The organism is Streptomyces sp. NPDC096079, from assembly GCF_040303145.1.
Classification (GTDB): Bacteria; Actinomycetota; Actinomycetes; order Streptomycetales; family Streptomycetaceae; genus Streptomyces.
The window spans coordinates 180,057-203,321 of sequence record NZ_JBEOST010000013.1; the positions used below are offsets into that span (position 1 = coordinate 180,057).

Annotated in this window: 19 protein-coding genes; 11 read left to right on the forward strand and 8 right to left on the reverse strand. The window is 73.9% G+C overall.

Annotation, left to right across the window (positions count from 1 at the left end; genetic code table 11):
• Nucleotide 1: 1 nt before the first annotated feature.
• Nucleotides 2-778 (reverse strand): SDR family oxidoreductase, encoded by a 777-nt coding sequence (locus ABTY59_RS25280; protein WP_352021315.1) that lies wholly within the window; start codon nucleotides 776-778, stop codon nucleotides 2-4.
• 78 nt (nucleotides 779-856) lie between these two features.
• On the opposite strand from ABTY59_RS25280, the gene ABTY59_RS25285 reads away from it, so the two are divergent.
• The 5 genes from ABTY59_RS25285 (at nucleotide 857) to ABTY59_RS25305 (ending at nucleotide 4,974) form a co-directional block, all read left to right on the forward strand.
• Entirely contained in the window at nucleotides 857-1,636 is a 780-nt protein-coding gene (locus ABTY59_RS25285) for an enoyl-CoA hydratase family protein (RefSeq protein ID WP_352021316.1), read from the forward strand.
• A 14-nt stretch (nucleotides 1,637-1,650) separates the two neighbouring features.
• Entirely contained in the window at nucleotides 1,651-2,499 is an 849-nt protein-coding gene (locus ABTY59_RS25290; protein ID WP_352021348.1) for a CoA transferase subunit A, read from the forward strand.
• Nucleotides 2,496-3,278, forward strand: coding sequence for a CoA-transferase subunit beta (locus tag ABTY59_RS25295; protein WP_352021317.1), 783 nt, complete (start codon nucleotides 2,496-2,498; stop codon nucleotides 3,276-3,278). Before ABTY59_RS25290 ends, ABTY59_RS25295 begins: the two co-directional genes overlap by 4 nt.
• 11 nt (nucleotides 3,279-3,289) lie before the next feature.
• Nucleotides 3,290-4,339, forward strand: coding sequence for an NAD(P)H-dependent flavin oxidoreductase (locus ABTY59_RS25300; RefSeq protein WP_352021349.1), 1,050 nt, complete (start codon nucleotides 3,290-3,292; stop codon nucleotides 4,337-4,339).
• A gap of 89 nt (nucleotides 4,340-4,428) precedes the next feature.
• Entirely contained in the window at nucleotides 4,429-4,974 is a 546-nt protein-coding gene (locus ABTY59_RS25305; RefSeq protein ID WP_352021318.1) for a VOC family protein, read from the forward strand.
• Here ABTY59_RS25305 and ABTY59_RS25310 read toward each other — a convergent pair.
• The 4 genes from ABTY59_RS25310 to ABTY59_RS25325 are packed head-to-tail and all read right to left on the reverse strand — an operon-like array spanning nucleotide 4,958 to nucleotide 8,689.
• Complete coding sequence (locus tag ABTY59_RS25310) at nucleotides 4,958-6,115, reverse strand: acetyl-CoA C-acetyltransferase (protein ID WP_352021319.1); 1,158 nt, start codon at nucleotides 6,113-6,115, stop codon at nucleotides 4,958-4,960. The genes ABTY59_RS25305 and ABTY59_RS25310 overlap by 17 nt on opposite strands.
• Before the next feature lie 2 nt (nucleotides 6,116-6,117).
• Nucleotides 6,118-6,741 (reverse strand): TetR/AcrR family transcriptional regulator, encoded by a 624-nt coding sequence (locus ABTY59_RS25315; RefSeq protein WP_352021320.1) that lies wholly within the window; start codon nucleotides 6,739-6,741, stop codon nucleotides 6,118-6,120.
• Entirely contained in the window at nucleotides 6,738-7,526 is a 789-nt protein-coding gene (locus tag ABTY59_RS25320) for an SDR family oxidoreductase (protein ID WP_352021321.1), read from the reverse strand. Before ABTY59_RS25320 ends, ABTY59_RS25315 begins: the two co-directional genes overlap by 4 nt.
• The gene (locus ABTY59_RS25325; protein WP_352021322.1) at nucleotides 7,523-8,689 is read right to left on the reverse strand and encodes an acyl-CoA dehydrogenase family protein; all 1,167 of its coding nucleotides are present in this window, start codon (nucleotides 8,687-8,689) and stop codon (nucleotides 7,523-7,525) included. Before ABTY59_RS25325 ends, ABTY59_RS25320 begins: the two co-directional genes overlap by 4 nt.
• Before the next feature lie 45 nt (nucleotides 8,690-8,734).
• On the opposite strand from ABTY59_RS25325, the gene ABTY59_RS25330 reads away from it, so the two are divergent.
• The 6 genes from ABTY59_RS25330 (at nucleotide 8,735) to ABTY59_RS25355 (ending at nucleotide 15,017) form a co-directional block, all read left to right on the forward strand.
• Nucleotides 8,735-9,592 carry an enoyl-CoA hydratase gene (locus ABTY59_RS25330; RefSeq protein ID WP_352021323.1) on the forward strand — a complete coding sequence of 286 codons (858 nt, stop codon included), beginning with the start codon at nucleotides 8,735-8,737 and terminating at the stop codon, nucleotides 9,590-9,592.
• Nucleotides 9,592-10,761, forward strand: a complete 1,170-nt coding sequence (locus tag ABTY59_RS25335) for an acyl-CoA dehydrogenase family protein (RefSeq protein ID WP_352021324.1) — start codon at nucleotides 9,592-9,594, stop codon at nucleotides 10,759-10,761. Before ABTY59_RS25330 ends, ABTY59_RS25335 begins: the two co-directional genes overlap by 1 nt.
• A complete protein-coding gene (locus ABTY59_RS25340; RefSeq protein WP_352021350.1) occupies nucleotides 10,761-11,747 on the forward strand; it encodes an acyl-CoA dehydrogenase family protein in 987 nt (328 codons plus the stop codon). Before ABTY59_RS25335 ends, ABTY59_RS25340 begins: the two co-directional genes overlap by 1 nt.
• 230 nt (nucleotides 11,748-11,977) lie before the next feature.
• The gene (locus ABTY59_RS25345; RefSeq protein ID WP_352021325.1) at nucleotides 11,978-13,360 is read left to right on the forward strand and encodes an MFS transporter; all 1,383 of its coding nucleotides are present in this window, start codon (nucleotides 11,978-11,980) and stop codon (nucleotides 13,358-13,360) included.
• On the forward strand, nucleotides 13,357-14,430 hold the full coding sequence (locus ABTY59_RS25350) for an acyl-CoA dehydrogenase family protein (RefSeq protein WP_352021326.1): 1,074 nt from the start codon (nucleotides 13,357-13,359) through the stop codon (nucleotides 14,428-14,430). Before ABTY59_RS25345 ends, ABTY59_RS25350 begins: the two co-directional genes overlap by 4 nt.
• Nucleotides 14,431-14,549: 119 nt before the next feature.
• On the forward strand, nucleotides 14,550-15,017 hold the full coding sequence (locus ABTY59_RS25355) for a winged helix DNA-binding protein (RefSeq protein WP_352021327.1): 468 nt from the start codon (nucleotides 14,550-14,552) through the stop codon (nucleotides 15,015-15,017).
• A 99-nt stretch (nucleotides 15,018-15,116) separates the two neighbouring features.
• Here the strand turns inward: ABTY59_RS25355 and ABTY59_RS25360 are convergent, their stop codons facing one another.
• The 3 genes from ABTY59_RS25360 to ABTY59_RS25370 form a co-directional block, all read right to left on the reverse strand.
• On the reverse strand, nucleotides 15,117-16,661 hold the full coding sequence (locus ABTY59_RS25360; protein WP_352021328.1) for a hypothetical protein: 1,545 nt from the start codon (nucleotides 16,659-16,661) through the stop codon (nucleotides 15,117-15,119).
• A gap of 139 nt (nucleotides 16,662-16,800) precedes the next feature.
• Nucleotides 16,801-21,711 carry a ricin-type beta-trefoil lectin domain protein gene (locus ABTY59_RS25365; RefSeq protein WP_352021329.1) on the reverse strand — a complete coding sequence of 1,637 codons (4,911 nt, stop codon included), beginning with the start codon at nucleotides 21,709-21,711 and terminating at the stop codon, nucleotides 16,801-16,803.
• 326 nt (nucleotides 21,712-22,037) lie between these two features.
• The gene (locus tag ABTY59_RS25370) at nucleotides 22,038-23,246 is read right to left on the reverse strand and encodes a glycosyltransferase (RefSeq protein WP_352021330.1); all 1,209 of its coding nucleotides are present in this window, start codon (nucleotides 23,244-23,246) and stop codon (nucleotides 22,038-22,040) included.
• Nucleotides 23,247-23,265: the final 19 nt, after the last annotated feature.

Consider the following 23,265-nt stretch of genomic DNA (forward strand, 5'->3'; position numbering starts at 1 on the left):
TTCAGTGGTTGACCGTGGCCGCGTCGAGGAAGGCCGGCCGTTCTCCGCCGCCGTGGACGAGGAGGCTGGCTCCGCTGATGTACGCGGCCCGGTCGGAGGCGAGGAAGACGCAGGCGTCGCCGATGTCGCCGGGTTCGGCGAGCCGGCCGAGCGGCACGGTGCGGCCGACGGAGGCGATGCCGTCCTCGTCCCCGTAGTGCAGGTGGGAGAGTTCGGTGCGGACCATGCCGGGGACGAGCGTGTTGACCCGGACCAGGGGCGCCCATTCGACGGCCATGGACCGGGCGAGGTTCTCCAGGCCCGCCTTGGCCGCCCCGTAGGCCGCGCTGCCCGGTGAGGGGCGGGTGCCGCTGACGCTGCCGATCATGAGGATGGAGCCGCCGCCGCTCTGCCGCCGCATCACCTCGTACGCGGCGAGGGAGGCGGTCAGCGGGGCGACGAGGTTCAGTTCGACGACCCGGGCCTGTTGCTCGGCGTTCCCCTCGCCGAGCATCCGGAAGGGGGTCCCCCCGGCGTTGTTGACCAGGACGTCGAGCCTGCCGTGGTCGTCGCGGACCCGGGTGAAGAAGTCGCCGACGGCGGCCGGGTCGCGCAGGTCGACGGGGTGGAAGCGGGCCGTGCGCCCCGCCGCCTCGACGGGTTTCTCGGGGGCCCGGCGGGCGCAGGTCACGACCTCCGCTCCGGCGTCGAGCAGGGCCCGGGTGATCCCGGCGCCGACGCCCCGGGTGCCGCCGGTGACGACGGCGACGGTTCCCGTCAGATCGATGGTGACTGGCAAGGGACACCTCCCGCAGCGCGCGAACCGCTGCTATCTTCCACCTAACAAACGTTTGGTGGAAAGGTAGCTGATCTGCTCATGGGTGTCTCCACCTCCGCCCCGGACAAGGGCATCGCCGTCGTCACCGTCGACTACCCACCGGTCAACGCCCTCCCCGTGCAGGGCTGGTACGACCTCGCCGCCGCGGTGCGCGCCGCCGGCGCCGATCCCGAGGTGCGCTGCGTCGTGCTCACCGCGGAGGGCCGGGGGTTCAACGCCGGCGTCGACATCAAGGAGATCCAGCGCACCACGGGCCACGACGCCCTCCTGGGCGCCAACCGCGGCTGCTACGAGGCCTTCGCCGCCGTCTACGACTGCGCGGTGCCGGTGGTCGCCGCCGTGCAGGGCTTCTGCCTCGGCGGCGGCATCGGCCTGGTCGGCAACGCCGACGCGATCGTCGCCTCCGAGGACGCGACCTTCGGCCTCCCCGAACTGGACCGGGGCGCGCTCGGCGCGGCCACCCATCTGGCCCGGCTCGTCCCGCAGCAGCTGATGCGGGCCCTCTACTACACCTCGCGCACGGTCACCGCCGAGGAACTGCACCGCCACGGCTCGGTCTGGCGGGTCGTCCCCCGCGAGGAGCTCCTCGACGCGGCGCTCGGCCTCGCGCGGGAGATCGCCGCGAAGGACGGTCAGCTGATCCGGCTCGCCAAGGCCGCGATCAACGGCATCGACCCGGTGGACGTCCACCGCAGCTACCGCTTCGAGCAGGGCTTCACCTTCGAGGCCAACCTCAGCGGTGTCGCCGACCGGGTGCGCGACACCTTCGGCAAGGGCGGCACCGTCGCCACGGACGACACGGACAAGGAGCAGTCGTGAGCAGGGACAAGACGATGACCGCCGAGGAGGTCGTGGGCCGGCTCCGGAGCGGGATGACGATCGGCATCGGCGGCTGGGGCTCGCGGCGCAAGCCGATGGCGCTGGTACGGGCACTGCTGCGCTCCGACCTCACCGATCTGACCGTGGTGTCGTACGGCGGCCCGGACGTGGGCCTCCTCGCCGCGGCCGGGAAGATCCGCAAGCTGGTCGCGGCCTTCGCCACGCTCGACACCGTCCCCCTGGAGCCGCACTTCGGCGCGGCCCGCCAGCGCGGCGACCTCGAACTGGTGGAGCTGGACGAGGCGATGGTCATGTGGGGCCTGACGGCCGCCGTGCACCGGCTGCCCTTCATGCCCATACGGGCCGGTCTCGCCTCGGACGTGATGACCGTCAACTCCACGCTGCGCACGGTCACCTCGCCGTACGACGACCGGGAGGAGCTCGTCGCCGTGCCCGCGCTGCGCCTGGACGCGGCGCTCGTCCACCTCAACCGCGCCGACGCGCACGGCAACGGCCAGTACCTGGGCCCCGACCCGTACTTCGACGACCTGTTCTGCGAGGCCGCCGACACCGCGTACGTCTCCTGTGAGCGGATCGTGGAGACCTCGGAGCTGCTCAAGGACGCGGGGCCCCAGTCGCTGCTGGTCAAGCGCGCCTTCGTCGACGGCGTCGTCGAGACCCCGAACGGCGCGCACTTCACCTCCTGCGCCCCGGACTACGACCGGGACGAGGCCTTCCAGCGCGCCTACGTCAAGGCGGCCCGGGACCCGGAGGCCTGGCGGGAGTTCACCGCCCGCTTCCTGTCCGGCGACGAGGACGCCTACCAGGCCGCGGTCGCGGCGTTCCAGAAGGAGGAAGCGTGAGCGGGACCGACATCACGACGAAGGCCGCGCCGGCCACCCGGGCCGAGTACTGCGTCATCGCCTGCGCCGAGGCGTGGCGCGCCGCGGGCGAGGTCCTGGCCAGCCCGATGGGCACCGTCCCGATGATCGGCGCCCGCCTCGCGAAGCTCACCTTCTCCCCCGAGCTGCTGCTGACCGACGGGGAGGCGCTGCTCATCGCCGACGTCCCCGCGGTCGGCGCCGCGCCCCGGGTGGTGGAGGGCTGGCTGCCGTACCGCCAGCACCTGGCCCTGGTCACCACCGGGCGCCGGCACGTGATGATGGGCGCGAGCCAGCTCGACCGGTACGGCAACCAGAACATCAGCTGCATCGGCGCCTGGGCGCGGCCGAAGCGCCAGCTCCTCGGGGTGCGCGGCGCCCCGGTCAACACCCTCAACAACCCGACGAGTTACTGGGTGCCCAAGCACTCCGCCCGGGTCTTCGTCGAGCGGGTCGACATGGTCTCCGGCGTCGGCTACGACCGGGCCGCCGCGGCCGGTCCCTCCGCGACCCGCTACCACCGGATCCCGGACGTCATCAGCGACCTGGGCGTCTTCGACTTCGAGACCCCGGACCGCACCATGCGGCTGCGCTCGCTGCACCCGGGCGTCACCGTCGAGGAGGTCCGGGAGGCCACCGGCTTCGCGCTGACCGTCCCCGTCGAGGTGCCGTACACCCGTGAGCCCACCGCCGAGGAACTGCGTCTGATCCGCGAGGAGATCGACCCGAAGGGGCTGCGCGACCGGGAGGTCCCGTCGTGAGCGACGCGTCGATCCCCACCCGGCTCACCGCGCTCGTCGGGGTGCGCCACCCCGTCGTCCAGACCGGCATGGGGTGGGTGGCCGGTCCCCGCCTGGTCTCGGCCACCGCGAACGCCGGCGCCCTGGGCATCCTCGCCTCGGCGACCATGACCGTCGACCAGCTCCGCTCCGCGGTGCGCGAGGTCAAGTCCCGCACGGACGCGCCCTTCGGCGTGAACCTGCGCGCGGACGCCGGGGACGCCGGAGAACGCGTCGGGATCATCATCGACGAGGGCGTGAAGGTCGCCTCCTTCGCGCTCGCGCCGTCCCGCGAGCTGATCGCCCGCCTCAAGGACGCCGGGGTCGTGGTCATCCCCTCCATCGGAGCCAGACGGCACGCCGAGAAGGTCGCGGCCTGGGGGGCCGACGCGGTGATCGTGCAGGGCGGGGAGGGCGGCGGCCACACCGGCAGCGTCGCCACCACCGTCCTGCTCCCGCAGGTCGTGGACGCCGTCGACATCCCCGTCGTCGCGGCCGGCGGCTTCCACGACGGACGTGGCCTGGTCGCCGCGCTGGCCTACGGCGCGGCCGGCATCGCCATGGGCACGCGCTTCCTGCTCACCTCCGACAGCACGGTCCCCGACGCGGTGAAGGCCCGCTATCTCGCGGCGGCGGTCACGGACGTCACCGTCACCACGAAGGTCGACGGTCTGCCGCACCGGATGCTGCGCACCGAGCTGGTCGACGCCCTCGAACGCTCCGGCCGGGCCGCCTCGCTGCTGCGGGCGGTCCGCCACGCGGCGGCCTTCCGGCGGGAGTCCGGCATGAGCTGGCCGCAGATGGTCCGTGACGGCCTGGCGATGAAGCACGGCAAGGACCTCACGTGGAGCCAGATCCTGCTGGCCGCGAACACGCCGATGCTGCTCAAGGCGTCCATGGTCGAGGGCCGCACCGATCTGGGCGTGATGGCCTCCGGGCAGGTGGCCGGCCTGATCGACGACCTGCCGTCCTGCGCCGAGCTGGTGGACCGGCTGATGGCGGAGGCGTACACCGCGCTCCGCGCTCTGCCCACCACGGACTGACCGCTCACGCACGTGTCCGCCGGGGTACCTTCACCCCGGCGGACACGTGTCTCCACCGATCCCCACCGCACCGACCGAACGGAACCGCCATGCCGATCCAGCGGCTGAACCACGCCGTCCTCTTCGTCTCCGACCTGGAGCGCAGCCTCGCCTTCTACCGCGACGTCCTCGGGTTCCGGCCGCTGCCGCAGGCCTTCCCCGGGGCGGCCTTCCTCCAGGCGGCGGGCTCCGCCAACGACCACGACCTCGGCCTGTTCCGGTCCCCCGGTGGCGGCCCCGGGCCCGCCACCGGGCGGGTCGGCCTGTACCACCTGGCCTGGGAGGTGGACACCCTGGCCGAGCTGCGGCGCATGCGGACCCGCCTGGCGGAGGCGGGGGCCCTGACGGGGGCGAGCAACCACGCCTCCACGAAGGCCCTGTACGCCCGGGACCCGGACGGCATCGAGTTCGAGGTGTGCTGGCTGGTCCCCGACCACGCGGTGGCCGGGGAGCTGACGACGATGACCTCCCCCACGCTCCCCCTGGACATCGAGGCGGAGATCGAGGTGTACGGCGCGGAGACCCCGGGAGGCCCCCGCACCGATCACGCGGTCTGGCAGCAGATCTTCGGCGCCGGCTTCACAGACGCTCGATGATCGTCACGTTCGCCTGGCCACCGCCCTCGCACATCGTCTGGAGGCCGTAGCGGCCGCCGGTGCGCTCCAGTTCGTGGAGGAGGGTGGTGGTCAGCTTGGTGCCGGTCGCGCCGAGGGGGTGGCCCAGCGCGATGGCGCCGCCGTTGACGTTGACCTTCTCCGGGTCGGCACCGGTCTCCTTCAGCCAGGCGAGGACGACCGAGGCGAAGGCCTCGTTGATCTCCACCAGGTCGATGTCGTCGAGCGTCATTCCGGCCTTCTTCAGCGCGTACGCCGTCGCCGGGATCGGGGCGGACAGCATGCGGATCGGGTCCTCGCCCCGCACCGACAGGTGGTGGACGCGGGCGCGCGGCGTCAGGCCGTGTTCGCGTACGGCGCGTTCCGAGGCGATCAGCATCGCCGAGGCCCCGTCGGACACCTGCGAGGAGACCGCGGCCGTCAGCCGGCCTCCCTCGACCAGCGCCTTCAGCCCGGCCATCTTCTCCAGGGTGGTGTCACGGCGCGGGCCCTCGTCGGCGGTGACGTCGCCGTAGGGGACGATCTCGCGCGCGAAGCGGCCCTCGTCGATCGCGCGGGCGGCCCGCTGGTGCGAGCGGAGGGCGAACTCCTCCATGTCCCGGCGGGAGATGTCCCACTTGGCGGCGATGAGTTCGGCGCCGTGGAACTGGTTGACCGGCTGGTCGCCGTAGCGGGCGCGCCAGCCCTCGGAGCCCAGGTACGGGCCCTCGGTCAGGCCGAGCGGGTCGGCGGCCTGGCGGCTGGCGAAGGCGATGGGGATCATCGACATGTTCTGCACGCCGCCGGCGACCACGAGGTCCTGGGTGCCGGACAGGACGCCCTGGGCGGCGAAGTGCAGGGCCTGCTGGGAGGAGCCGCACTGCCGGTCCACGGTCGTGCCGGGCACCTCCTCGGGGAGTCCGGCGGCCAGCCAGCTGGTGCGGGCTATGTCGCCGGCCTGCGGGCCGACGGTGTCCAGGCAGCCGAAGACGACGTCCTCGACGGCGGCCGGGTCGGCGCCCGAGCGTTCCATCAGGGCCTTGAGGACGTGGGCTCCGAGGTCGGCCGGGTGGACGGCGGACAGGCCGCCGTTCCGCCGGCCGACCGGGGTCCGTACCGCTTCGACGATGTAGGCCTCGGCCATGGTCACTCCTTCTTCGTACGGGATGCGTACGTCCGATGTCCGTCACGGAGGGCGACGCCCTCCAGCACCATCGACAGGTACTGGCGGGCGATCTCCTCCGGGCTGTGCTGTCCGCCCGGCCGGTACCAGGACGCGGCGACCCAGACGGTGTCGCGCACGAAGCGGTAGGTGAGCCGGACGTCGAGGTCGGTGCGGAAGACCCCGGCGGCCACGCCGCGCTCCAGGGTCCTGAGCCAGGCCTCCTCGAACCTCCGCTGGGAGCCGGCGAGATAGCCGAAGCGGGGCTGTTCGCGCAGGTGCCTGGACTCCTTCTGGTAGATGGCGACGGCGGCGCGGTGCCGGTCGATCTCCCGGAACGACTCGGTGACGAGGGCCTCCAGGGTCTCCCTGGGGCCGAGTGCCGCGTCGAGCACGGCGTCGTAACGGGCCCACAGCTCGTCCAGGAAGGCACGGAGGATCTCGTCGAGCATCGACTCCTTGGAGTCGAAGTGGTAGTAGAGGCTGCCCGCGAGCAGTCCGGCGGCGTCGGCGATGCGGCGGACGGTGGTGGCGTCGTACCCCTGGGCGGCGAAGACCTCGGCCGCCGTGTCCAGGATCTCGCGGCGCCGCTCCGGCGCCGGTCTCACGGGTGCTGGCTGCTGACGGAGAGGACCTCGCCCGTCAGGTACGAGGAGTAGCCGCTGGCCAGGAAGACGATCACGTTGGCCACCTCCCAGGGCTCCGCGTAGCGTCCGAAGGCCTCGCGGGAGGTCAGCTCCTCCAGGAGTTCGGGGGTGGTGACCTTCACCAGGTGCGGGTGCATGGCCAGGCTCGGGGAGACGGCGTTGACGCGCACGCCGTACGCGGCGGCCTCCAGGGCGGCGCAGCGGGTGAGGGCCATGACGCCGGCCTTGGCGGCGGCGTAGTGGGCCTGTCCCTTCTGGGCACGCCAGCCGATCACCGAGGCGTTGTTGACGACGACGCCCCCCGCGCCCGCGTCCTTCATCCGGCGCAGTGCGGCGCGGGTGCAGCGGAAGGTGCCGTTGAGGGTGACGTCGAGGACCCTGTCCCACTGGTCGTCGGTCATGTCGACGAGGTCGGCGGTGCCGCCGAGGCCGGCGTTGTTGACGACGATGTCGAGGCGTCCGTGGCGCTCGACGGCGAGGTCGAACAGGGCGGCGACCTGGGTCTCGTCGGTGACGTCGCAGGGCAGGGCGGCGACGCGGTCGGCGCCGAACTCGGCGGCCAGTTCGGCCTCGGTCTCCTTGAGCCGGCGGGCGTGGGCGTCGGAGACGACCACGCGGGCGCCCTCCTCCAGGAGCCGCCGGGCGGTGGCGCCTCCGATGCCGGCGCCGGCGGCGGCGGTGACGACGGCGTCGCGCCCGGCGAGCAGACCGTGGCCCGGCACGTAGGGGGGTGGGGTGCCGGTCATGGGCGGACCTCCTTGGGCAGGCCGAGGACGCGCTCGGCGATGATGTTCCGCTGGATCTCGTTGGAGCCGGCGTAGATGGTGTCGCTGCGGGAGAAGAGGTAGAGCCGCTGCCAGTCGGTGAGGTCGTACGGCTCCGCGTCGGCGAGCATCCCCGCGGCTCCGCAGACGTCCATGGCGAGTTCGCCGAGCTCGCGGTGCCAGGTGGCCCAGAAGATCTTCCCGATGGAGGCCTCGGGACCGGGGGCTCCGGCGGCGACGCCGTCGAGCATGCGCAGGGCGTTGAACCGTATGGTCTCCAGGCCGATCCAGGCGCGGGCGATGCGGTCGCGGATGAGCGGGTCGCCGGCGGCGCCGTTCCGCCGGGCGAGGGCGATGACGGCTTCCAGTTCGCGGCGGAAGCCGACCTGCTGGCCGAGGGTGGACACCCCGCGTTCGAAGCCGAGGGTGGCCATGGCGACCTTCCAGCCGTCGCCGGGGGCGCCGACGACGTGGGAGGCGTGGGTGCGGGCCCCGTCGAAGAAGACCTCGTTGAACTCGGAGGTGCCGGTGAGCTGGACGATGGGCCTGATCTCGACGCCGGGCTGGTCCAGGGGGACGAGCAGGTAGGACAGTCCGTGGTGGCGTGTCGATCCGGGCTCGGTGCGGGCGACGACGAAGCACCAGTCGGCCTCGTGGGCGAGTGAGGTCCACACCTTCTGTCCGGTGACCACCCAGTCGTCGCCGTCGCGTTCGGCGCGGGTGCGCACGTTGGCGAGGTCGGAGCCGGCGTCCGGCTCCGAGTAGCCCTGGCACCACTGCTCCTCGACGCTGACGATCCTCGGGAGGAAGCGCTCCCGCTGGGCGGGGGTGCCGAAGGCGATGAGGGTGGGTCCCAGGAGCTGCTCGCCGATGTGGCTGACGCGGGCGGGGGCGTCGGCGAGGGCGTACTCCTCGTGGAAGGCGACCTGCTGTTCGAGCGTCGCGCCCCGTCCGCCGTACTCCTTGGGCCAGCCGACGCAGGTCCATCCGGCGGCGGCCATGTGCCTCTCCCAGGCGAGGCGTTCGGCGTGCGCCTCGTGTTCCCGTCCGGGGCCGCCGCGCCCGCGCAGGGCGGCGAACTCGCCCGTGAGGTTGGCGCGCAGCCAGCCGCGGACCTCTCTGCGGAACTCCTCGACGTTGCTCATGGCCGTACGTTAACCTACCAAACACTTGTTAGGGAAGGAGGGCGGATGTCCGCTGCCCGCACCGCATCCACGGCCCCGGTCCGCTACGAACGACTCGGCCCGGTGGCCGTGGTCACCATGGACCGGCCCGATTACCGCAACGCCCAGAACTCCGCGATGACCTACGCCCTGGACCGCGCCTTCTACCGCGCGGCCGACGACGACGAGGTCAAGGTCGTCGTACTCGCCGGAGCGGGGAGGCACTTCTCCGCCGGCCACGACATCGGCACCCCCGAGCGGGACGCCCACCTGCCGTTCGACCGCCGGGCCGGGCTCTGGTGGGACCACTCGGACAAGCGGGGCGCGGAGAGCCGCTTCGCCCGCGAGTCCGAGGTCTACCTGGGCATGTGCCGACGCTGGCGCGAACTGCCCAAGCCCATGGTCGCGTCGGTGCAGGGCGCCTGCGTCGCCGGCGGCCTGATGCTCGCCTGGGTGTGCGACCTCATCGTCGCCGCCGAGGACGCGTTCTTCGCCGACCCGGTGGTCCGCATGGGCATCCCCGGCGTCGAGTACTTCGCGCACCCGTGGGTCATGCCCCCGCGCATCGCCAAGGAGTTCCTCTTCACCGGCGACCGGATGGACGCCCGGCGCGCCTACGAGGTCGGCATGGTCAACCGGGTCGTACCGCCCGGCGAACTCAGGGAAAGGACGATGGAGTTGGCGAACCGCGTCGCCGAGATGCCACGGATGGGCCTGGCCCTCACCAAGCGCGCCGTCAACCAGGCGGAGGACCTCCAGGGCCTGCACACCGGCATGGACTCGGTCTTCGGCCTGCACCACCTGGCGCACGCGCACAACGCCGAGACCGCCCCCGACGCGCTGGGCGGCATGGACATCGCCTCGATGAAGGCGGCGGGAGCCTGATGGACCTCGACTTCTCCGCGGCGGAGGACGCCTTCCGGGCCGAGGCCCGCGCCTGGCTCACCGCCCACGTGCCCGACACCCCCCTGCCCTCCCTGGAGACGGAGGAGGGCTTCGCCGCCCACCGGCTCTGGGAGCGGACCCTGTCCGACGACCGCTGGTCGGTGGTCTCCTGGCCCGAGGAGTACGGCGGCCGGGGGGCCTCGCTCCTCCAGTGGCTGGTCTTCGAGGAGGAGTACTACGCGGCCGGCGCCCCCGGCCGGGTCAGCCAGAACGGCATCAACCTCCTCGCCCCCACCCTCTTCGAGCACGGCACCGACGCACAGCGCGCCCGCGTCCTGCCCTCCATGGCGAGCGGCGAGGTCATCTGGGCCCAGGCCTGGTCCGAGCCCGAGTCCGGGTCCGACCTCGCCTCGCTGCGCTCCACCGCCGAGCGGACCGAGGGCGGCTGGCTGCTGCGCGGCCAGAAGACCTGGTCGTCCCGGGCGGCCTTCGCGGACCGCGCCTTCGGACTGTTCCGCAGCGAGCCCGACACCCCGAAGCCGCACCAGGGCCTCACGTACCTGATGTTCCCGCTGGACGCCGACGGCGTGACCGTACGGCCCATCGGGCGGCTCGACGGCAAGCCCGCCTTCGCCGAACTCTTCCTCGACGACGTGTTCGTGCCCGACGAGGACGTGATCGGCGCGCCGGGGCAGGGCTGGCGGGTCGCGATGAGCACCGCGGGCAACGAGCGGGGGCTCACCCTGCGCAGCCCCGGCCGGTTCACCGCCGCCGCCGAGCGGCTCACCGGACTGTGGCGGGAGACCGCCGACCCCTCCGACACGGCCCTGCGGGACCGGGTGGCCGACGCGGTCATCGGGGCGCGCGCCTACCGGCTGTTCGCGTACGGCGGCGTCTCGCGCATCGCCGCGGGGGGCGCGATCGGCGCCGAGTCCAGCCTCAACAAGGTCTTCTGGTCCGAGCTCGACATCGCCCTCCACGAGACCGCCCTCGACCTCCTCGGACCTTACGGGGAACTGTCCGACGGCGCCGACGACGCGCCCGCGCACGGCGGCTGGGCCGAGGGCCACACCTTCTCCCTCGCCGGACCCGTCTACGCCGGGACCAACGAGATCCAGCGCGACATCATCGCCGAGCGGCTGCTCGGCCTCCCGAAGGGACGCCGGTGATGCGGTTCCTCCTCGACGACGAGCAGCGGGAGTTCGCCCGCTCCCTCGACGGCATGCTCACGGCGGCCGACACCCCCGCGGCCGTACGGGCCTGGGCGGCGGGCGACGCCGCACCCGGCCGGGCGCTGTGGGCGCGGCTCGCCGAGGCGGGGGTGTTCGCCCTCGCCGTGCCGGAGCGGCACGACGGACTCGGCCCGCTGCCGGTCGAACTGGCCGTCGCCTTCACCGAGCTGGGCCGCCACGCCGTGCCCGGACCCGTGGTGGAGACGGTCGCCGCGGCGGCCCTCCTGGACCGGCTGGGCGACGACGCGGCCGCGGCCCTGCTGCCGCGGATCGCCTCGGGGAAGGCCGTCGTCTCCCTGTGCCTGCCGGCCTCCGGAACCCCCTACGCCCTGGACGCCGACGTCGCGGACTCCGTGCTCGTCGTCGAGGGCGACACCCTGCGCCTGGCCGGGACGACCGGTCCCGTGCAGCCCTCGGCCGACCCCGCCCGCCGCCTCGCCCGCCCGCTCGGCGGGACCGTCCTGACGCGCGGGCCGGCGGTGGCGGCCGCCGCCGCGCACGCCGCCGAGGTCGCCGCGCTCGCCACCGCCGCGCAGTCCCTGGGCCTCGGCCGCGCCCTGCTCGACCGGACCGTCGCCTACGTGAAGCAGCGCACCCAGTTCGGGGTCGCGATCGGCTCCTTCCAGGCGGTGAAGCACCGCCTCGCCGACGCGCTCATCGCCCTGGAGTTCGCCCAGCCGCTGCTGCACTCGGCCGCGCTGGCCCTGGCCGAGGGCGCGGACCACGGCGCCGCCGAGATCGCCGCGGCGAAGGTCACGGCGGGCGAGGCCGCGTACGCCGCCGCCCGCACGGCCCTGCAACTGCACGGGGCCGTCGGCTACACCGAGGAACTCGACCTCGCCCTGTGGATCCGCAAGGCCCGACCGCTGCGCGACGCCTGGGGCACCCCCGCGGCCTGCCGCGCCCGCGTCCTCGCACCCTGACGGCGCCCGCGTCCCCCCGCCCGAGGGCACCCGCGCCGCCGGGCCCCTTCGCCCGGGGGAGCCCGCGTCCCCGGATCCCGCCCGACGAGGGCGCCCGCGTCCCCGCGCCTCCCCGCGCCCCCGCACCCCGAGCGGCGCCCGCCGCCCCGCCGGGCAGCGGGCGTCCGTTCCCGCTCGGGCCCCGTACCGCACCCCCGTCCCCAGCATCCCTACCGCACCCGGGAGTCAGCGTGTCCCCCGCACCGTCCCCGCACGTCCCCGAGAGACCCTCGGACCCCGCCCTGCTGCGCAGGGTGGCGCTGTCGAGCCTGCTCGGCACCGTCATCGAGTACTACGACTTCCTGCTGTACGGCACGATGGCCGCGCTCGTCTTCGGCGAGCTGTTCTTCCCCGCGTCCGATCCCGCCGTCGGCACCATCGCCGCCTTCGGCACGCTCGCCGCCGGCTATGTGGCGCGCCCGCTCGGCGGCGCCGTCTTCGGTCACTTCGGCGACCGGCTCGGCCGCAAGTCCATGCTCGTCCTCACGATGGCCCTCATGGGCGCGGCGAGCTTCCTCATCGGCGTCCTCCCGACGTACGGGACGATCGGCGTCGCCGCTCCCGTCCTCCTCGTGCTGTTCCGCGTCGTCCAGGGACTCGCCATCGGCGGCGAGTGGGCCGGGGCGACCCTCATGGTCGTCGAGCACGCCGATCCCAGGCGCCGCGGACTGTGGAGCGGCATCATGCAGATGGGCTCCCCCATCGGCTTCCTGCTCTCCACGGTCGCCGTCACCCTCGCCTCGCTGCTCCCCCGCGCGTCCTTCCTGTCCTGGGGCTGGCGCGTCCCGTTCCTGTTCAGCGCGGTGCTCCTCGGCATCGGCCTGTACGTGCGGGTCAGCGTCACCGAGAGCCCGCTGTTCCGGCAGGCCGCGCGCGACGGGGACGCGGCCGGGGCCCCCGGGGTGCCGCTGGCGCAGGTGCTGCGCAGGCCCCGGACCCTCGTCCTGGCCTGCGCCGTGGGCATCGGCCCCTTCGCGCTGACGGCGCTGATCAGCACGTTCATGCTGACGTACGCCACCACCATCGGGTACGCCACTGCGGAGGTGATGACCGGGCTCCTCTTCACCTCGGTCGCCGGTCTCGTGTCCATCCCCCTCTTCTCCGCGCTCTCCGACCGCGTCGGGCGCCGGGCCGTGGTGCTGTCCGGCGCGGCGGGCGTCGTGCTGCTGGCCTTCCCGGTCTACGCCCTGGTCGACGCGCGCTCGCCCGCGCTGCTGGTCCTCGGCATGGTCGTCGGCCAGGTGGTGCAGTCCGCGATGTACGCGCCGCTGGGCCCGCTGCTCTCCGAGATGTTCGGCACCCGGGTCCGCTACACCGGCGCCTCGCTCGGCTACCAGCTGTCCGCGCTGATCGGCGGCGGATTCACCCCGATGTTCGCCGGCGGCCTGCTCTCCTCCTCCGACGGGGCCCGGAGCGCGCCCCTCGCCGTGCTGGCCGTCGTCTGCGGTCTCGTGACCGCGCTCGCCGTCTGGCGCACGGCCGAGACCACGGGCCGGGACCTCTCGGCGGAGGACCCGGCGGAGCCGCCCGCCCAGACCCGTACCCGTACGACATCGAGAGGAGCCGAGGCATGAGGACGACCGAGGAGCAGGAGGAACTGCGGTCCGCGGTACGGGCCGTGCTCGGGCGCCATCCGGGCGAGGCGGCCTGGCGGCCGCTGACCGGGCAGATCGGCGTCGCGGGGCTCGCCGTTCCCGAGGAGTACGGCGGCGCGGGGTACGGGGCCGGGGAGGTCCACGTGGTGATGGAGGAGCTGGGCCGGGAGCTGAGCCCCGTCCCGTACCTCGGCTCCGCGGTGCTCGTGGTGCGGGCGCTGCTCGCCTCCGGCGACGCCGAGGCGTGCGCGCGGCTGCTGCCGGACCTGGCCTCGGGCTCGCTGGTCGGGGCCCTGGCCTGGGCGGAGAACGGCTCCTGGGACGCCTCGGCCGTAGCGGCCGGGGCCACCGCGGGGCCCGGCGGGAGGTGGCGGATCAGCGGGACCAAGGAGCACGTCCTCGACGGCGCCGGAGCCGGGGTGCTGCTCGTGGCGGCCCGTACCGGAGCGGGGGTCTCGCTCTTCGAGGTGCCCTCGGACGCGCCGGGTGTGACCCGTGAGACGGCCGTGACGATGGACTCCACCAGGGCACAGGCGCGGGTGGTGCTCACGGAGGCGGAGGGCCGGCTCGTCGGCGCGGAGGGCGCGGGCGGCCGGATCCTCGCCGAGGTCCTCGACCTGGCGTGCGTGGCTCTGGCCGCCGAGCAGGTGGGGGCTGCCGCGCGCTGCCTCGACGTCACGCTGGACTACGCGCGCGAGCGGGTGCAGTTCGGCCGGCCCATCGGCTCCTTCCAGGCGGTCAAGCACCGGCTCGCGGACGCGTACGTCCTGGTGGAGTCGGCCCGTTCGGCGGCGCTCGGCGCCTCCTTCGCCGCCGCGGCGGGCGATCCGGAGCTGAGCCGGCTGGCGGCGGCGGCCAAGTCCGCCTGCTCGGAGGCCTTCTCGGCGGTGGCGGGCGAGATGATCCAGCTGCACGGCGGCATCGGCATCACCTGGGAGCACGACGCCCACCGCTACTTCAAGCGGGCGCACGGCTCGGCGCAGCTCTTCGGCCCCCCGGCCTGGCACCGGGCCCGTCTGGCCGCCGAACTGGGCCTGACGGCGGCGTGAACAGGGGGTGGGGGCGCCGGAAGACCCGCGGTTCCCCCGCCCCGCTCGCGACTTGACCTCAACTTTGCTTCAGGTTCTACGGTGATCTTCGTCGCGAACGATCGAACGGAGCACCCGACATGACCACCACGCCCCTCTCCGACGCCCAGCTCGCCACGCAGCCGGCCGCCTACTGGACGGGTCTCGCCTACGAGGCCCTCATCTCCTTCACGCGGGCCCGCCAGGCCGAACACGGCTTCACCCAGCCCCAGTTCTGGCTCCTTCGCAACCTGTCCGTGCACGACATCTCGGCCGACGGCCACGGCATGACCCTCCCCGAACTGCGCCACGCGATGCGCTCCTACCTGCGGTCCGAGGACGACCTGACGACCGAGGCCCACACCCTCGTCGAGCGCGGCTGGCTCCGGCTCGACGACGAGGGACGGCTGTGGATCACCGAGGCCGGGGAGGCGGCCCGCGTCGACCTCAAGCGGCACGCCCCCGCGATCCGCGCGCACATCCACGAGGGCATCGACGACGCCGACTACGTCACCGCTCTGAAGGTGCTCCGGCAGATGCTCCGGAACACCGGCCACGCCGTCGACTAGGGGGTGTTTCGAAAGTCCTGTGCGGTGCCCGCGGTGTCCGGTGCGTGCCCTCGGCGTGCCGGGCGCCGCGGGTGCTGTGCGGGACTTCCGAAACACCCCCTAGGTCCCCTGTCCGCGCTCGTGCCCGACGAGCCGTTCGAGGGACTCGGACAGGTGCCAGGCGCCGAGGCCGAAGCGCTCGCCCAGCGTGCGGCAGCGGACGTACCGCTCCTCGGTGAGCGGGACGGCGAGGACGGAGAGGAGACGGACGAGGAGCCGGAAACCGAGGTCCGGGTCCACCTCGGTGACGACCCGCGCCACCGCCTCGGCCGCGTCGGCGCCCGCGAGCGGGCGCGCGTGCGGGCTCACGGTCCGGTGCGCGAGCTCCGGTGCCGACTCCCGCAGCACGTCCAGGACGGCGTCGGCGAGTTCGGGTCTGATCGGGGCCGTACGGGGCTCATAGGCGGGGGCGACCCGCGCGAGGTGGTCGCGGCAGGCCGCCGCGACGGTCCGGAGCCACTCCCGCCCGTCGGTCCCGGCCGACTCGATGTCGTACCCCTGTTCCGACGCCGCCCCCCACACGGTGGTGATCGTGCCGGTGGGCAGCGGGGAGTCCAGGAGCCGGAGGACGTCCTGGAGGAGCAGCGCCGCGGCGGAGCCCGGGGTCTGTCCGGCCTCGTCGTCGGCCACGGCCAGGTCCAGGACGACGGAGGCCGCGGACGCGTGCCAGGCTCCGGCGAACCGGGACGCCAGCGCCGTGAGACCGGCGTCCCCCTCGGCGTCACGGCGGGCGGGGTCCACGGGGGGCCAGCGCACGGCGAGGCCGTCCTGGACCAGGGGACCGGGATAGGCGAGGCGCTCGTCGAGCGCCCTCAGCCGGTCGAACTGCGCCGTGCCGACGGGGATGCGCCGCGCCTTGAGGACCCGCAGACAGAGACGCAGCGCCAGGTCGGCGTCGGCCTCCACCGCGATCGACTCCAGCGCCTCCCCGGGAAACGCCGCCCGTGCCGCCCCGGCGGGAGGGACGGCGGACGCGGACGGCACTCCGGGGAGGGACGCGCCGCCGGGCCCGGGCGGCATCGGCCCGGCGTCAGGCAGCCCGGCGTCAGGCAGCCCAGCGTCGGGCATCGGCCCGGCGTCAGGCGCCGGCCCAGCGTCGGGCATCGGCCCGGCGTCGGGCATCGGCCCGGCGTCGGGCATCGGCCCGGCGTCGGGCGCCGGAACGCCCCCGGCCTCGGCTGCGGCCGTCCGGATCTCCGTGACGACCTCCTGCCGCAAGCGCGCCTCGTCGAACTCGGGCCGGGCGAAGCCGCTCCCGCCGCTCTCCGGGCGGGTCCGGGCCGGGTACAGCTCCGCGAGCGTCCGCAGCCAGCCGGGCATGTCCAGACCGTGCTCGGACGGATCGAAGCGCCCGCCCACCGCAGCCAGCCACACCGCGCGCACGGAGTCCTCGCGGACCCCGGAGTCCCGCAGGAGGCGGACGTCGTTCCCGAGCTCGACGGCGCCTTCCCCCTCGCACACCTCCGCCACGTCCGCGGCGAGCCGGAGCACCGCCGGGAGATCGAGGTGCGGCGGACCCGGGGACGCGCACACCCGCGCGGTGAGCTCGCTGAGACCGAAGTCCCCCTCGTAGAAATCCCCGTACCGCTCGCGCCGCCGCGCCATCAGCCACTTCCCTCGGTATCGGGCCGGGCGCATTCCGCCCGGCCATGGAGCGGGCCCGCCCCCGAGCAGGGGGCGGGCCCTCGTCGCGGGCCGGCCGGGCGTCAGGTCATCCCCGGCCACCGGCCGACCGCCGAGCCGGTCAGACCGGATACGACGTGTAGATGATGTATCCCATGTGACCGTTCTTCTTCATCCGCTTGAGGACGACCTTGACCTCGTTCCCGGCGGCCGTCCACGAGCCGTCCGGCCGGTACACCTTGCCGAGGGACGGGTACTCGCCCCACGAGCCGGTGATCGGGAACTCGTCCTTGTTCGCCCACTGGCCCCGCTTGTTGAGCCAGTTGTCCAGGGCGTCGAAGCTGGCCTGCCTCCGCTTCCCGTTCGGGAAGAAGTAGCTCGACACGACCCGGTCGACCGCCTGCTGGGCGATGTCCTGGTCCGTCCAGACGCTGCTGATCCCCGGCCGGCCCTTGCGCAGGTTCTCCGCGGCGAAGTCGGCGGCCTGCTGGGGCGTCACATTGACGTGCCGGCTCAGCGTGTGCGCCTCGGTGCTCGGGAAGAGGAGCTCGTCCGTGAGGTTCATGCAGTTGTGGACCAGGAGGTCCTTCGCCCGCGGGCCCTCGGGACGCACGTAGAACGTGTGCAGGCCGTCGACCGTCACGTCGTACACCTTGCTCGGGGCGAGCCCCGAGCGGTCCTTGAGCCCGCCGACGGCGACCGAAGCGCCCTCGGGAGTGGTCAGGGCGTCGCCCGTGCGCAGCTCGGAGACGACCGTCCAGCCGCGCCCGTCGACGTACACGCGGTGTCCGGCGGTGCTCGTCAGGACGGACCCGTCGACGAGCGTGACGTCGACGAGCCGCTCGGTGTCGTGCGCGAACGTCGAGGAGATCTCCTGGGAGCGGCGCTGCCCGGTCTCCGGGTCGGCGGCGAGGACGCGGTCCCCGCGCCGGACGTCGCCGATGGCCTTGTGGCTTCCGTCCGCCATCAGCACCCGGGTGGTGGCCGGGAAGCTGTTGACCCTGCAGGACGTCAGCAGGTCCTCGTACAGATTGACCGTGTTCTCGAGCCGCGCGAGGGTCGCCGGGTCGAGACCGTCCAGCTTCTTGAGCGCGTTGAACGCGTCACGGACGCCGATCCCGGTGTTGAGCGCGGCGTGGAGGGCGGTGATCGCCTCGCCGAGTTTGGTGAACGCCTTGCCCGGGATGAAGTTGCTGGCGGCCCAGGCGCAGCCGCCGGCGCTGCCCTTCCAGCAGTCGATGAAGTCCTGGAGCAGGATCGCCTTGAGGAGCTTGTAGGCGATGGTCTCCTGGATGAGGTCCCACTTGCTGAAGTAGCGGGTGACCTCCTTCTTCAGCCCCTTGAACGACTGCCGTTCCAGGAGCAGCGTGTCCTGGGACGGGCAGCCCTCCTCCGTCGCCGGCACGTCCGGGTTGCCGCACAGGAAGAACTCGACGTCGACGTCGAACGTCAGGGCGAAGGTCACGGTGCAGCCGGTGAAGCCCGGCTTGAGTTCGCAGGGGTTCTTCTGCTGGGAGTCGGTGATCTTGAGGGTGTCCTCGTCGACGACGTAGAACGTGCTCCCGAGTCCTCCCGTCCCCGCCCCGTCCTTGATCCGCTGGTTGGCCTGCTTCCGGGCGGCGGACTCGGCCGCCTCCTGCGCCTCCTTGGCGTACCGGAGCGCGTCCTTGGCCGCTTCCTCGGCCGCGGTCGCGGCGGAGTCGGCGCGGTCGGCTGCGGCGCGCGCGTCCCTGGCCGCCTGCTCGGCGGCGCTCGCCGCGTCGCGGGCGGCGTCGGCGTCGAGGGCGGCCTGGTCGGCGGAGTCGCGGGCGGCCCTGGCATGACCCTCCGCGCGTCCGGCCGCCTTGTCGGCGGCGGCGGCGTCCTCGCCGGCCTGGCGGTCCCACTCGACCGTACGGGCCAGGGAATCGGCGGCCTTGGCGGCGGCGCGGGCGGCGTCGGCGGCGTAGCCGAGGGCCTCCTTGGCGTAGCCGCGCGCCTCGGCCGCGTAGCCGGCGGCGTTGGCGGCGTGGACATAGGCCTGCTTGGCCTCGCCGGTGGCCGCGTCCGCGAGGGCCTTGGCAGCGGCCGCCTCCTCCTGCGCGTTCTTGGCGTGGGCGTCGGCGACGGCCTTCTGCTGCTCGGCGATCGTCTTGGACGCCTGGCCGGTCAGGACGACGAGGCCGGCGGCCGAGTCGGTCGTGACGTACGGGGAGCCCAGCTGGATCGCGTCGTTGGCGGGCTGGGCGACCTGCGCGGCGGAGTTCCCCGCGTCCACCGCGGCCTGGGCCGTGACGTGGGCGAAGCCCGCGGCCTTGGCGGCGGCGGCGAGAGCCTTGCCCGCCTCCTTGTCCGCCTCGTCCGCGTGGGTCTTGGCCTCCTTCGCCCGGGCGTCGGCCTCGTCGGCGAGCTTCAGCGCGGTCGAGGCCGCGTCCGCGGCGCGCTGCGAGGCGGCGAGGGCGTCGGCGACGGCGCTGGTCGCGGTCTTCACCGCGGCCTCGGACTTGAGCTTGGCGGCCTGGGCGGCGTCGGCGTCGGCGCGGGCCCGCTTCGCGGCGGCCTCGGCGCGGCCGGCCGCGGCGTCCGCCTCGGCGGCGGCCTGCGTCGCCGCGTCGGCCTCACCGCGGGCCCGGGTCGCGGCCGCCTCCGCGTTGTCCGCGTGCGTGTCCGCGGCGTCCGCGGCCGCCCGTGACTCCTGAGCGGCGGCGTCGGACTCGTGGGCCTGGGCGTAGGCCTCCTTGGCGTCGGCCTTGGCGCGGGCGGCGTCCGCCCGCTGCTCGGCGGCCCAGGCGTCGTCCCGCAGTTCGCGGGCCTTGTCCTTGGCCTCGACGGCGTCGTCCTTCTTCTTGACGGCGGTGGACTCGGCGGATTCGGCGAGCTTCCTGGCGTCGTCCGCCTTCACCGCCTCTGCCTCGGCGTTCCTGCGGTGCTCGGCGGCCTCGCCCTGCTTGGCGGCGGCGGTCAGCTTCTCCTTCTCGGCGGTCTTCTCCTGCGCCTCGGCCGACAGCCTGCGGGCGCGGGCCTCGGCAGCGGCGGCCTTGGCGTCCGCCTCCGCCTGCACGGCGACGGCGAGCTTGGCCTCGGCGGTCTCCTTCTCCTTCTTGGCGGTGTCGCGCTGGAACTTGGCACCCTCAGCCGCGGCCTTGGCCTGCGCCTCGGCGGCGCGGGCCGCCTCCTTGCGGAACTCGGCCTTCGACAGGGCGGCCTGGGCGAGCGCGCGCTGGGCGATCGTCTCGCTGTCGGCAGCGGCGGCGCGGGTGGCGGCCTCGGCGGTCTCTCCCGCCTTCACCATCGCGTCGAGCGCGGCGACGGCACCCTTGGTGACCTGGGCCTTCTGCAGACCCACGAGGAGTCCCCGGCCGCGCGGGGCGCCGCCGGCGTCGGCGATGGCGTACGCGGCCTGCTCGGCGGCGTCGGAGGCGGCCGCGGCCGTCCTGGCCGCGGCGGCCTGCTGCTTGATGACGGCGAGCTGCGCCTTGGCACCCGTCCGGGCGTCCGTGATGCCCTTGGCCGCCTGGTCGTGGTGGGCCTTGGGCTGCACCTCGCCGGTGTGACCGGAGGGCTTGATGGTGAACTGCTGCGAGGCGGCGGTGGCGCACGTGGCGAGCAGCGCGTCCTTGCCGAGGTCGTACGTGGCGAAGTTCAGGCACTTGCCGGAGCCGACACCCTTGAGCTGCGTGGTGGAGCGCGGGGTGTACGCCCAGGTCTGCGCCTTCGAGTTGCTGTTGCAGTCGTAGATCTGGATCTTCGTGCCGACGGCCGAGCCGTTGTTGGCGACGTCGAGGCACTTCATGGACTTGACGTTGCGCAGGTGGAGGCCGAGGTCGTCACCCTCCATGCGCCACTGCTGCGCGGCCGTGCCGTTGCAGGTGTAGACCTGGACGGGGGTGCCGTTGGCCGTCGCGCCGCCCTGGACCTCCAGGCACTTGCCGGCCGCGCCCTTCAGCTCGATGGTGGCGGCGGAATCGCCGATCCAGCCGACGCCGCCCGCGGACCAGAAGTCCTGCCAGCGGGTGAGGCGGTCGGCGACCCAGGAATGGCCGAGCATCTGGCCGAGCGCACGGGCGCCTGCGGCGAGTGCCTTGGTGGCGTCCTCGCTCGCGTCCACGACCTTGTTGCGCTGGGCGGCCTGGGAGGCGATCTCCCGCTGCCACTCGGCGGCGGCGGTGTCGGCGACCGGGCCCGTGACCTTGTTCGGGTCGATCGGGTCGCGCCAGGCGCAGGTCGAGAAGCGCGTCTTGAGGTCCTCGACCGCGATGCGGTACTCCGGGCTGCCCGGGACCGGGCCCGTGCGGGGGAAGCCGCCGTTGGCCAGGAAGAGACGGGCGTTGTCCGCGCCGGTGGGCTCGAAGGCGGCCCCCTTCAGCCGCTCGAAGCCGTCGTGCTCGGCGCCGTCGCGGTACCAGTCGGTGCTGGTCTGCGGGTCGGGCGCCTTGCCGTAGAGGGGCGTGCCCAGATCGGTGACGGCCGTGCGGGTCTTCTCGTCGGCCTTCGGGGTGGGGTCGGCGTAGAAGTCGCCCTCGTCCTTCCAGTACTGGTCCGAGATCCACTTGGTGAGGCCGGTCTGGGTGTGGAAGTCCTCGCCGTCCCGGGTGCCGGGGGGCCAGTGGAAGGTCGAGTCGTTGATGCCGGCGACGGTCCTCAGCCCGTAGAGCGGCTTCTCCCAGCTCTCCCGGAGGGCGTAGATGTCCGCGAGTTCCTTGTCGGCCGCGGCCTTGTCCTTGTCGAACGCCGTGGAGAGCGGGGTGTTCTGCCAGTACTGGCGGTCGGCGGCCGTGCGGAGCCCCTCGGCCGACAGGCCGAGGGCGCCCTGGGCGACGCCGGCCATGGCGGGACCGCCCCGGCGCAGCACCTCGGCCATGAGGCACTGGTCCTGGCGCAGCTTCTCGGCTTCGGTGTCCGTGTACCAGTCGTAGTCGTTTCCGACCGTGCCCATGCGCGGGGAGGCGGCGAGGCCGGGCTGGAGGGCCACGCCGCCGAGCACGGCGAGTCCGACCACGGAGGTGGTCAGGGGGGTGAGGACCGCGGACAACCGCGATCCGGATGCGAACATCCTTGGTCTGGAACGCAAAACTGCATCCTTCGTACGGAACGAGGACGGTGGGGGCGTCCGTCAGGAGAAGGAGCTCCGGGCGCGCGACGGGCTCACCCGCCGGCCCGGAAGCGGAGCGGGGCCTCGGCGGCCTCGCTCAGGGCGTGCCGGACCGTGGTCGCGGCATGGTGGTCCGTCCCTCCCCGTGGGCGGCACTGTTCCCCCGGCCGCCGGTGATGTGAGCGTCGCCCCGGAGGTTGGTCGGACCCCGATCGACGCGCGGAGATCACCTTAGCCACATGCCAACCCCCTTGTTCAAGGGAAATGTTGGAACGGTTCGGCCCTGGTCAGTGCTCCGCGTCGACGTGGGCGAGCACCCGGGCCGCTCCGTCCTCCGCGGCGATCCCCCGGGCGAGTTCGGCCGCGCGGTGACGGAGGGACCGCTCCGACAGGCACGCCGTGATCGCGTCGGCGAGCGATGCGGCGGTCAGGTCCTGGAAGGGCAGGGGCCGGGGCGCGACGCCCAGCCGGTGCAGACGGGACGCCCAGAAGGGCTGGTCGGCCATGACGGGGACGGGCACGGCGGGTACGCCCGCCCGCAGTCCGGCCCCCGTGGTGCCCGCCCCGGCGTGGTGGACGACGGCGGCGGTGCGCGGGAACAGCCAGTCGTGCGGGACGTCGCCGATGGCCAGGACGTCGGCGCCACGACCGCTCAGCTCCGCCCAGCCCGCCTGCACCACCGCGCGCACGCCCGCCCGCTTCACCGCCCCGGTCACCAGCTCGCCGAGCCGCTCCCCCTCCCCCGGCGCCATGCTGCCGAAGCCGAGGAACACCGGCGGCGGTCCCGCCTGGAGGAAGTCGGCCAGTTCGGCGGGGGGTTCCCAGCCGTCCGGCCGCGCCGGCCACCAGTAGCCCGTCACCTCGACGCCGGCCGGCCAGTCCTCGGGGCGAGGCAGCGCCAGCGGGCTGTAGCCGTGGAACGCCGGCCGGATGGCCGCCGCCGACGAGGGCGTGCCGTCGGGCAGCCCGAGGCGGTCGCGCAGCCGGGTCACGGCGCCCGCGAAGACGCTCTCGGCCCGCCGCAGGACGTCACGGCCCGCGGCGAGGTTGCCCTCGGGTCCCGGGTCCACGGCGCCCCGCGCGTTGGGCAGCGGGAAGCTCCGGGTGGCGAAGGACGGCACGAGGTAGGTGCCGATGACCGGGATGCCGAAGGCCGCGGCGGCCGTGCGGCTCAGCGGAGCCGGACCGTGGGCGGTGAGCAGCAGGTCGGCTCCGCCCGCCACCGCCTGGGCCACCCCGTCGGCGATCCCGTCCGCGTACGCCCGGGTCAGCGCCTGGACCTCCTCGCGCGAGGCGGCCCGGGACCAGTCCCGGATCAGCCCCTGTGGGTCCCCGGGCACGGTCCGGTGTTCGAGCCCGCACCCGCGGACGAGCCCGGCGAAGGAGTCGTGGGCCGCGACGGCGACCTCATGGCCCGCGTCGCGCAGCCGCCGCCCCAGGCCGGTGAAGGGCGCGACGTCTCCGCGGGAACCGGCGGTGATGATCAGAATCCGCATGGCGCGCATTGTCCCCGCC

What these genes read in the sequence shown, in the direction of transcription:
- ABTY59_RS25335 (WP_352021324.1), top strand. Translation starts at nt 9,592, where the DNA reads ATGGACCTCGACTTCTCCGCGGCGGAGGACGCCTTCCGGGCCGAGGCC.
- ABTY59_RS25320 (WP_352021321.1), bottom strand. Translation starts at nt 7,526, where the DNA reads ATGACCGGCACCCCACCCCCCTACGTGCCGGGCCACGGTCTGCTCGCC.
- ABTY59_RS25310 (WP_352021319.1), bottom strand. Translation starts at nt 6,115, where the DNA reads ATGGCCGAGGCCTACATCGTCGAAGCGGTACGGACCCCGGTCGGCCGG.
- ABTY59_RS25290 (WP_352021348.1), top strand. Translation starts at nt 1,651, where the DNA reads ATGACCGCCGAGGAGGTCGTGGGCCGGCTCCGGAGCGGGATGACGATC.
- ABTY59_RS25370 (WP_352021330.1), bottom strand. Translation starts at nt 23,246, where the DNA reads ATGCGGATTCTGATCATCACCGCCGGTTCCCGCGGAGACGTCGCGCCC.
- ABTY59_RS25305 (WP_352021318.1), top strand. Translation starts at nt 4,429, where the DNA reads ATGCCGATCCAGCGGCTGAACCACGCCGTCCTCTTCGTCTCCGACCTG.
- ABTY59_RS25340 (WP_352021350.1), top strand. Translation starts at nt 10,761, where the DNA reads ATGCGGTTCCTCCTCGACGACGAGCAGCGGGAGTTCGCCCGCTCCCTC.
- ABTY59_RS25330 (WP_352021323.1), top strand. Translation starts at nt 8,735, where the DNA reads ATGTCCGCTGCCCGCACCGCATCCACGGCCCCGGTCCGCTACGAACGA.
- ABTY59_RS25350 (WP_352021326.1), top strand. Translation starts at nt 13,357, where the DNA reads ATGAGGACGACCGAGGAGCAGGAGGAACTGCGGTCCGCGGTACGGGCC.
- ABTY59_RS25325 (WP_352021322.1), bottom strand. Translation starts at nt 8,689, where the DNA reads ATGAGCAACGTCGAGGAGTTCCGCAGAGAGGTCCGCGGCTGGCTGCGC.
- ABTY59_RS25365 (WP_352021329.1), bottom strand. Translation starts at nt 21,711, where the DNA reads ATGTTCGCATCCGGATCGCGGTTGTCCGCGGTCCTCACCCCCCTGACC.
- ABTY59_RS25360 (WP_352021328.1), bottom strand. Translation starts at nt 16,661, where the DNA reads ATGGCGCGGCGGCGCGAGCGGTACGGGGATTTCTACGAGGGGGACTTC.
- ABTY59_RS25355 (WP_352021327.1), top strand. Translation starts at nt 14,550, where the DNA reads ATGACCACCACGCCCCTCTCCGACGCCCAGCTCGCCACGCAGCCGGCC.
- ABTY59_RS25285 (WP_352021316.1), top strand. Translation starts at nt 857, where the DNA reads ATGGGTGTCTCCACCTCCGCCCCGGACAAGGGCATCGCCGTCGTCACC.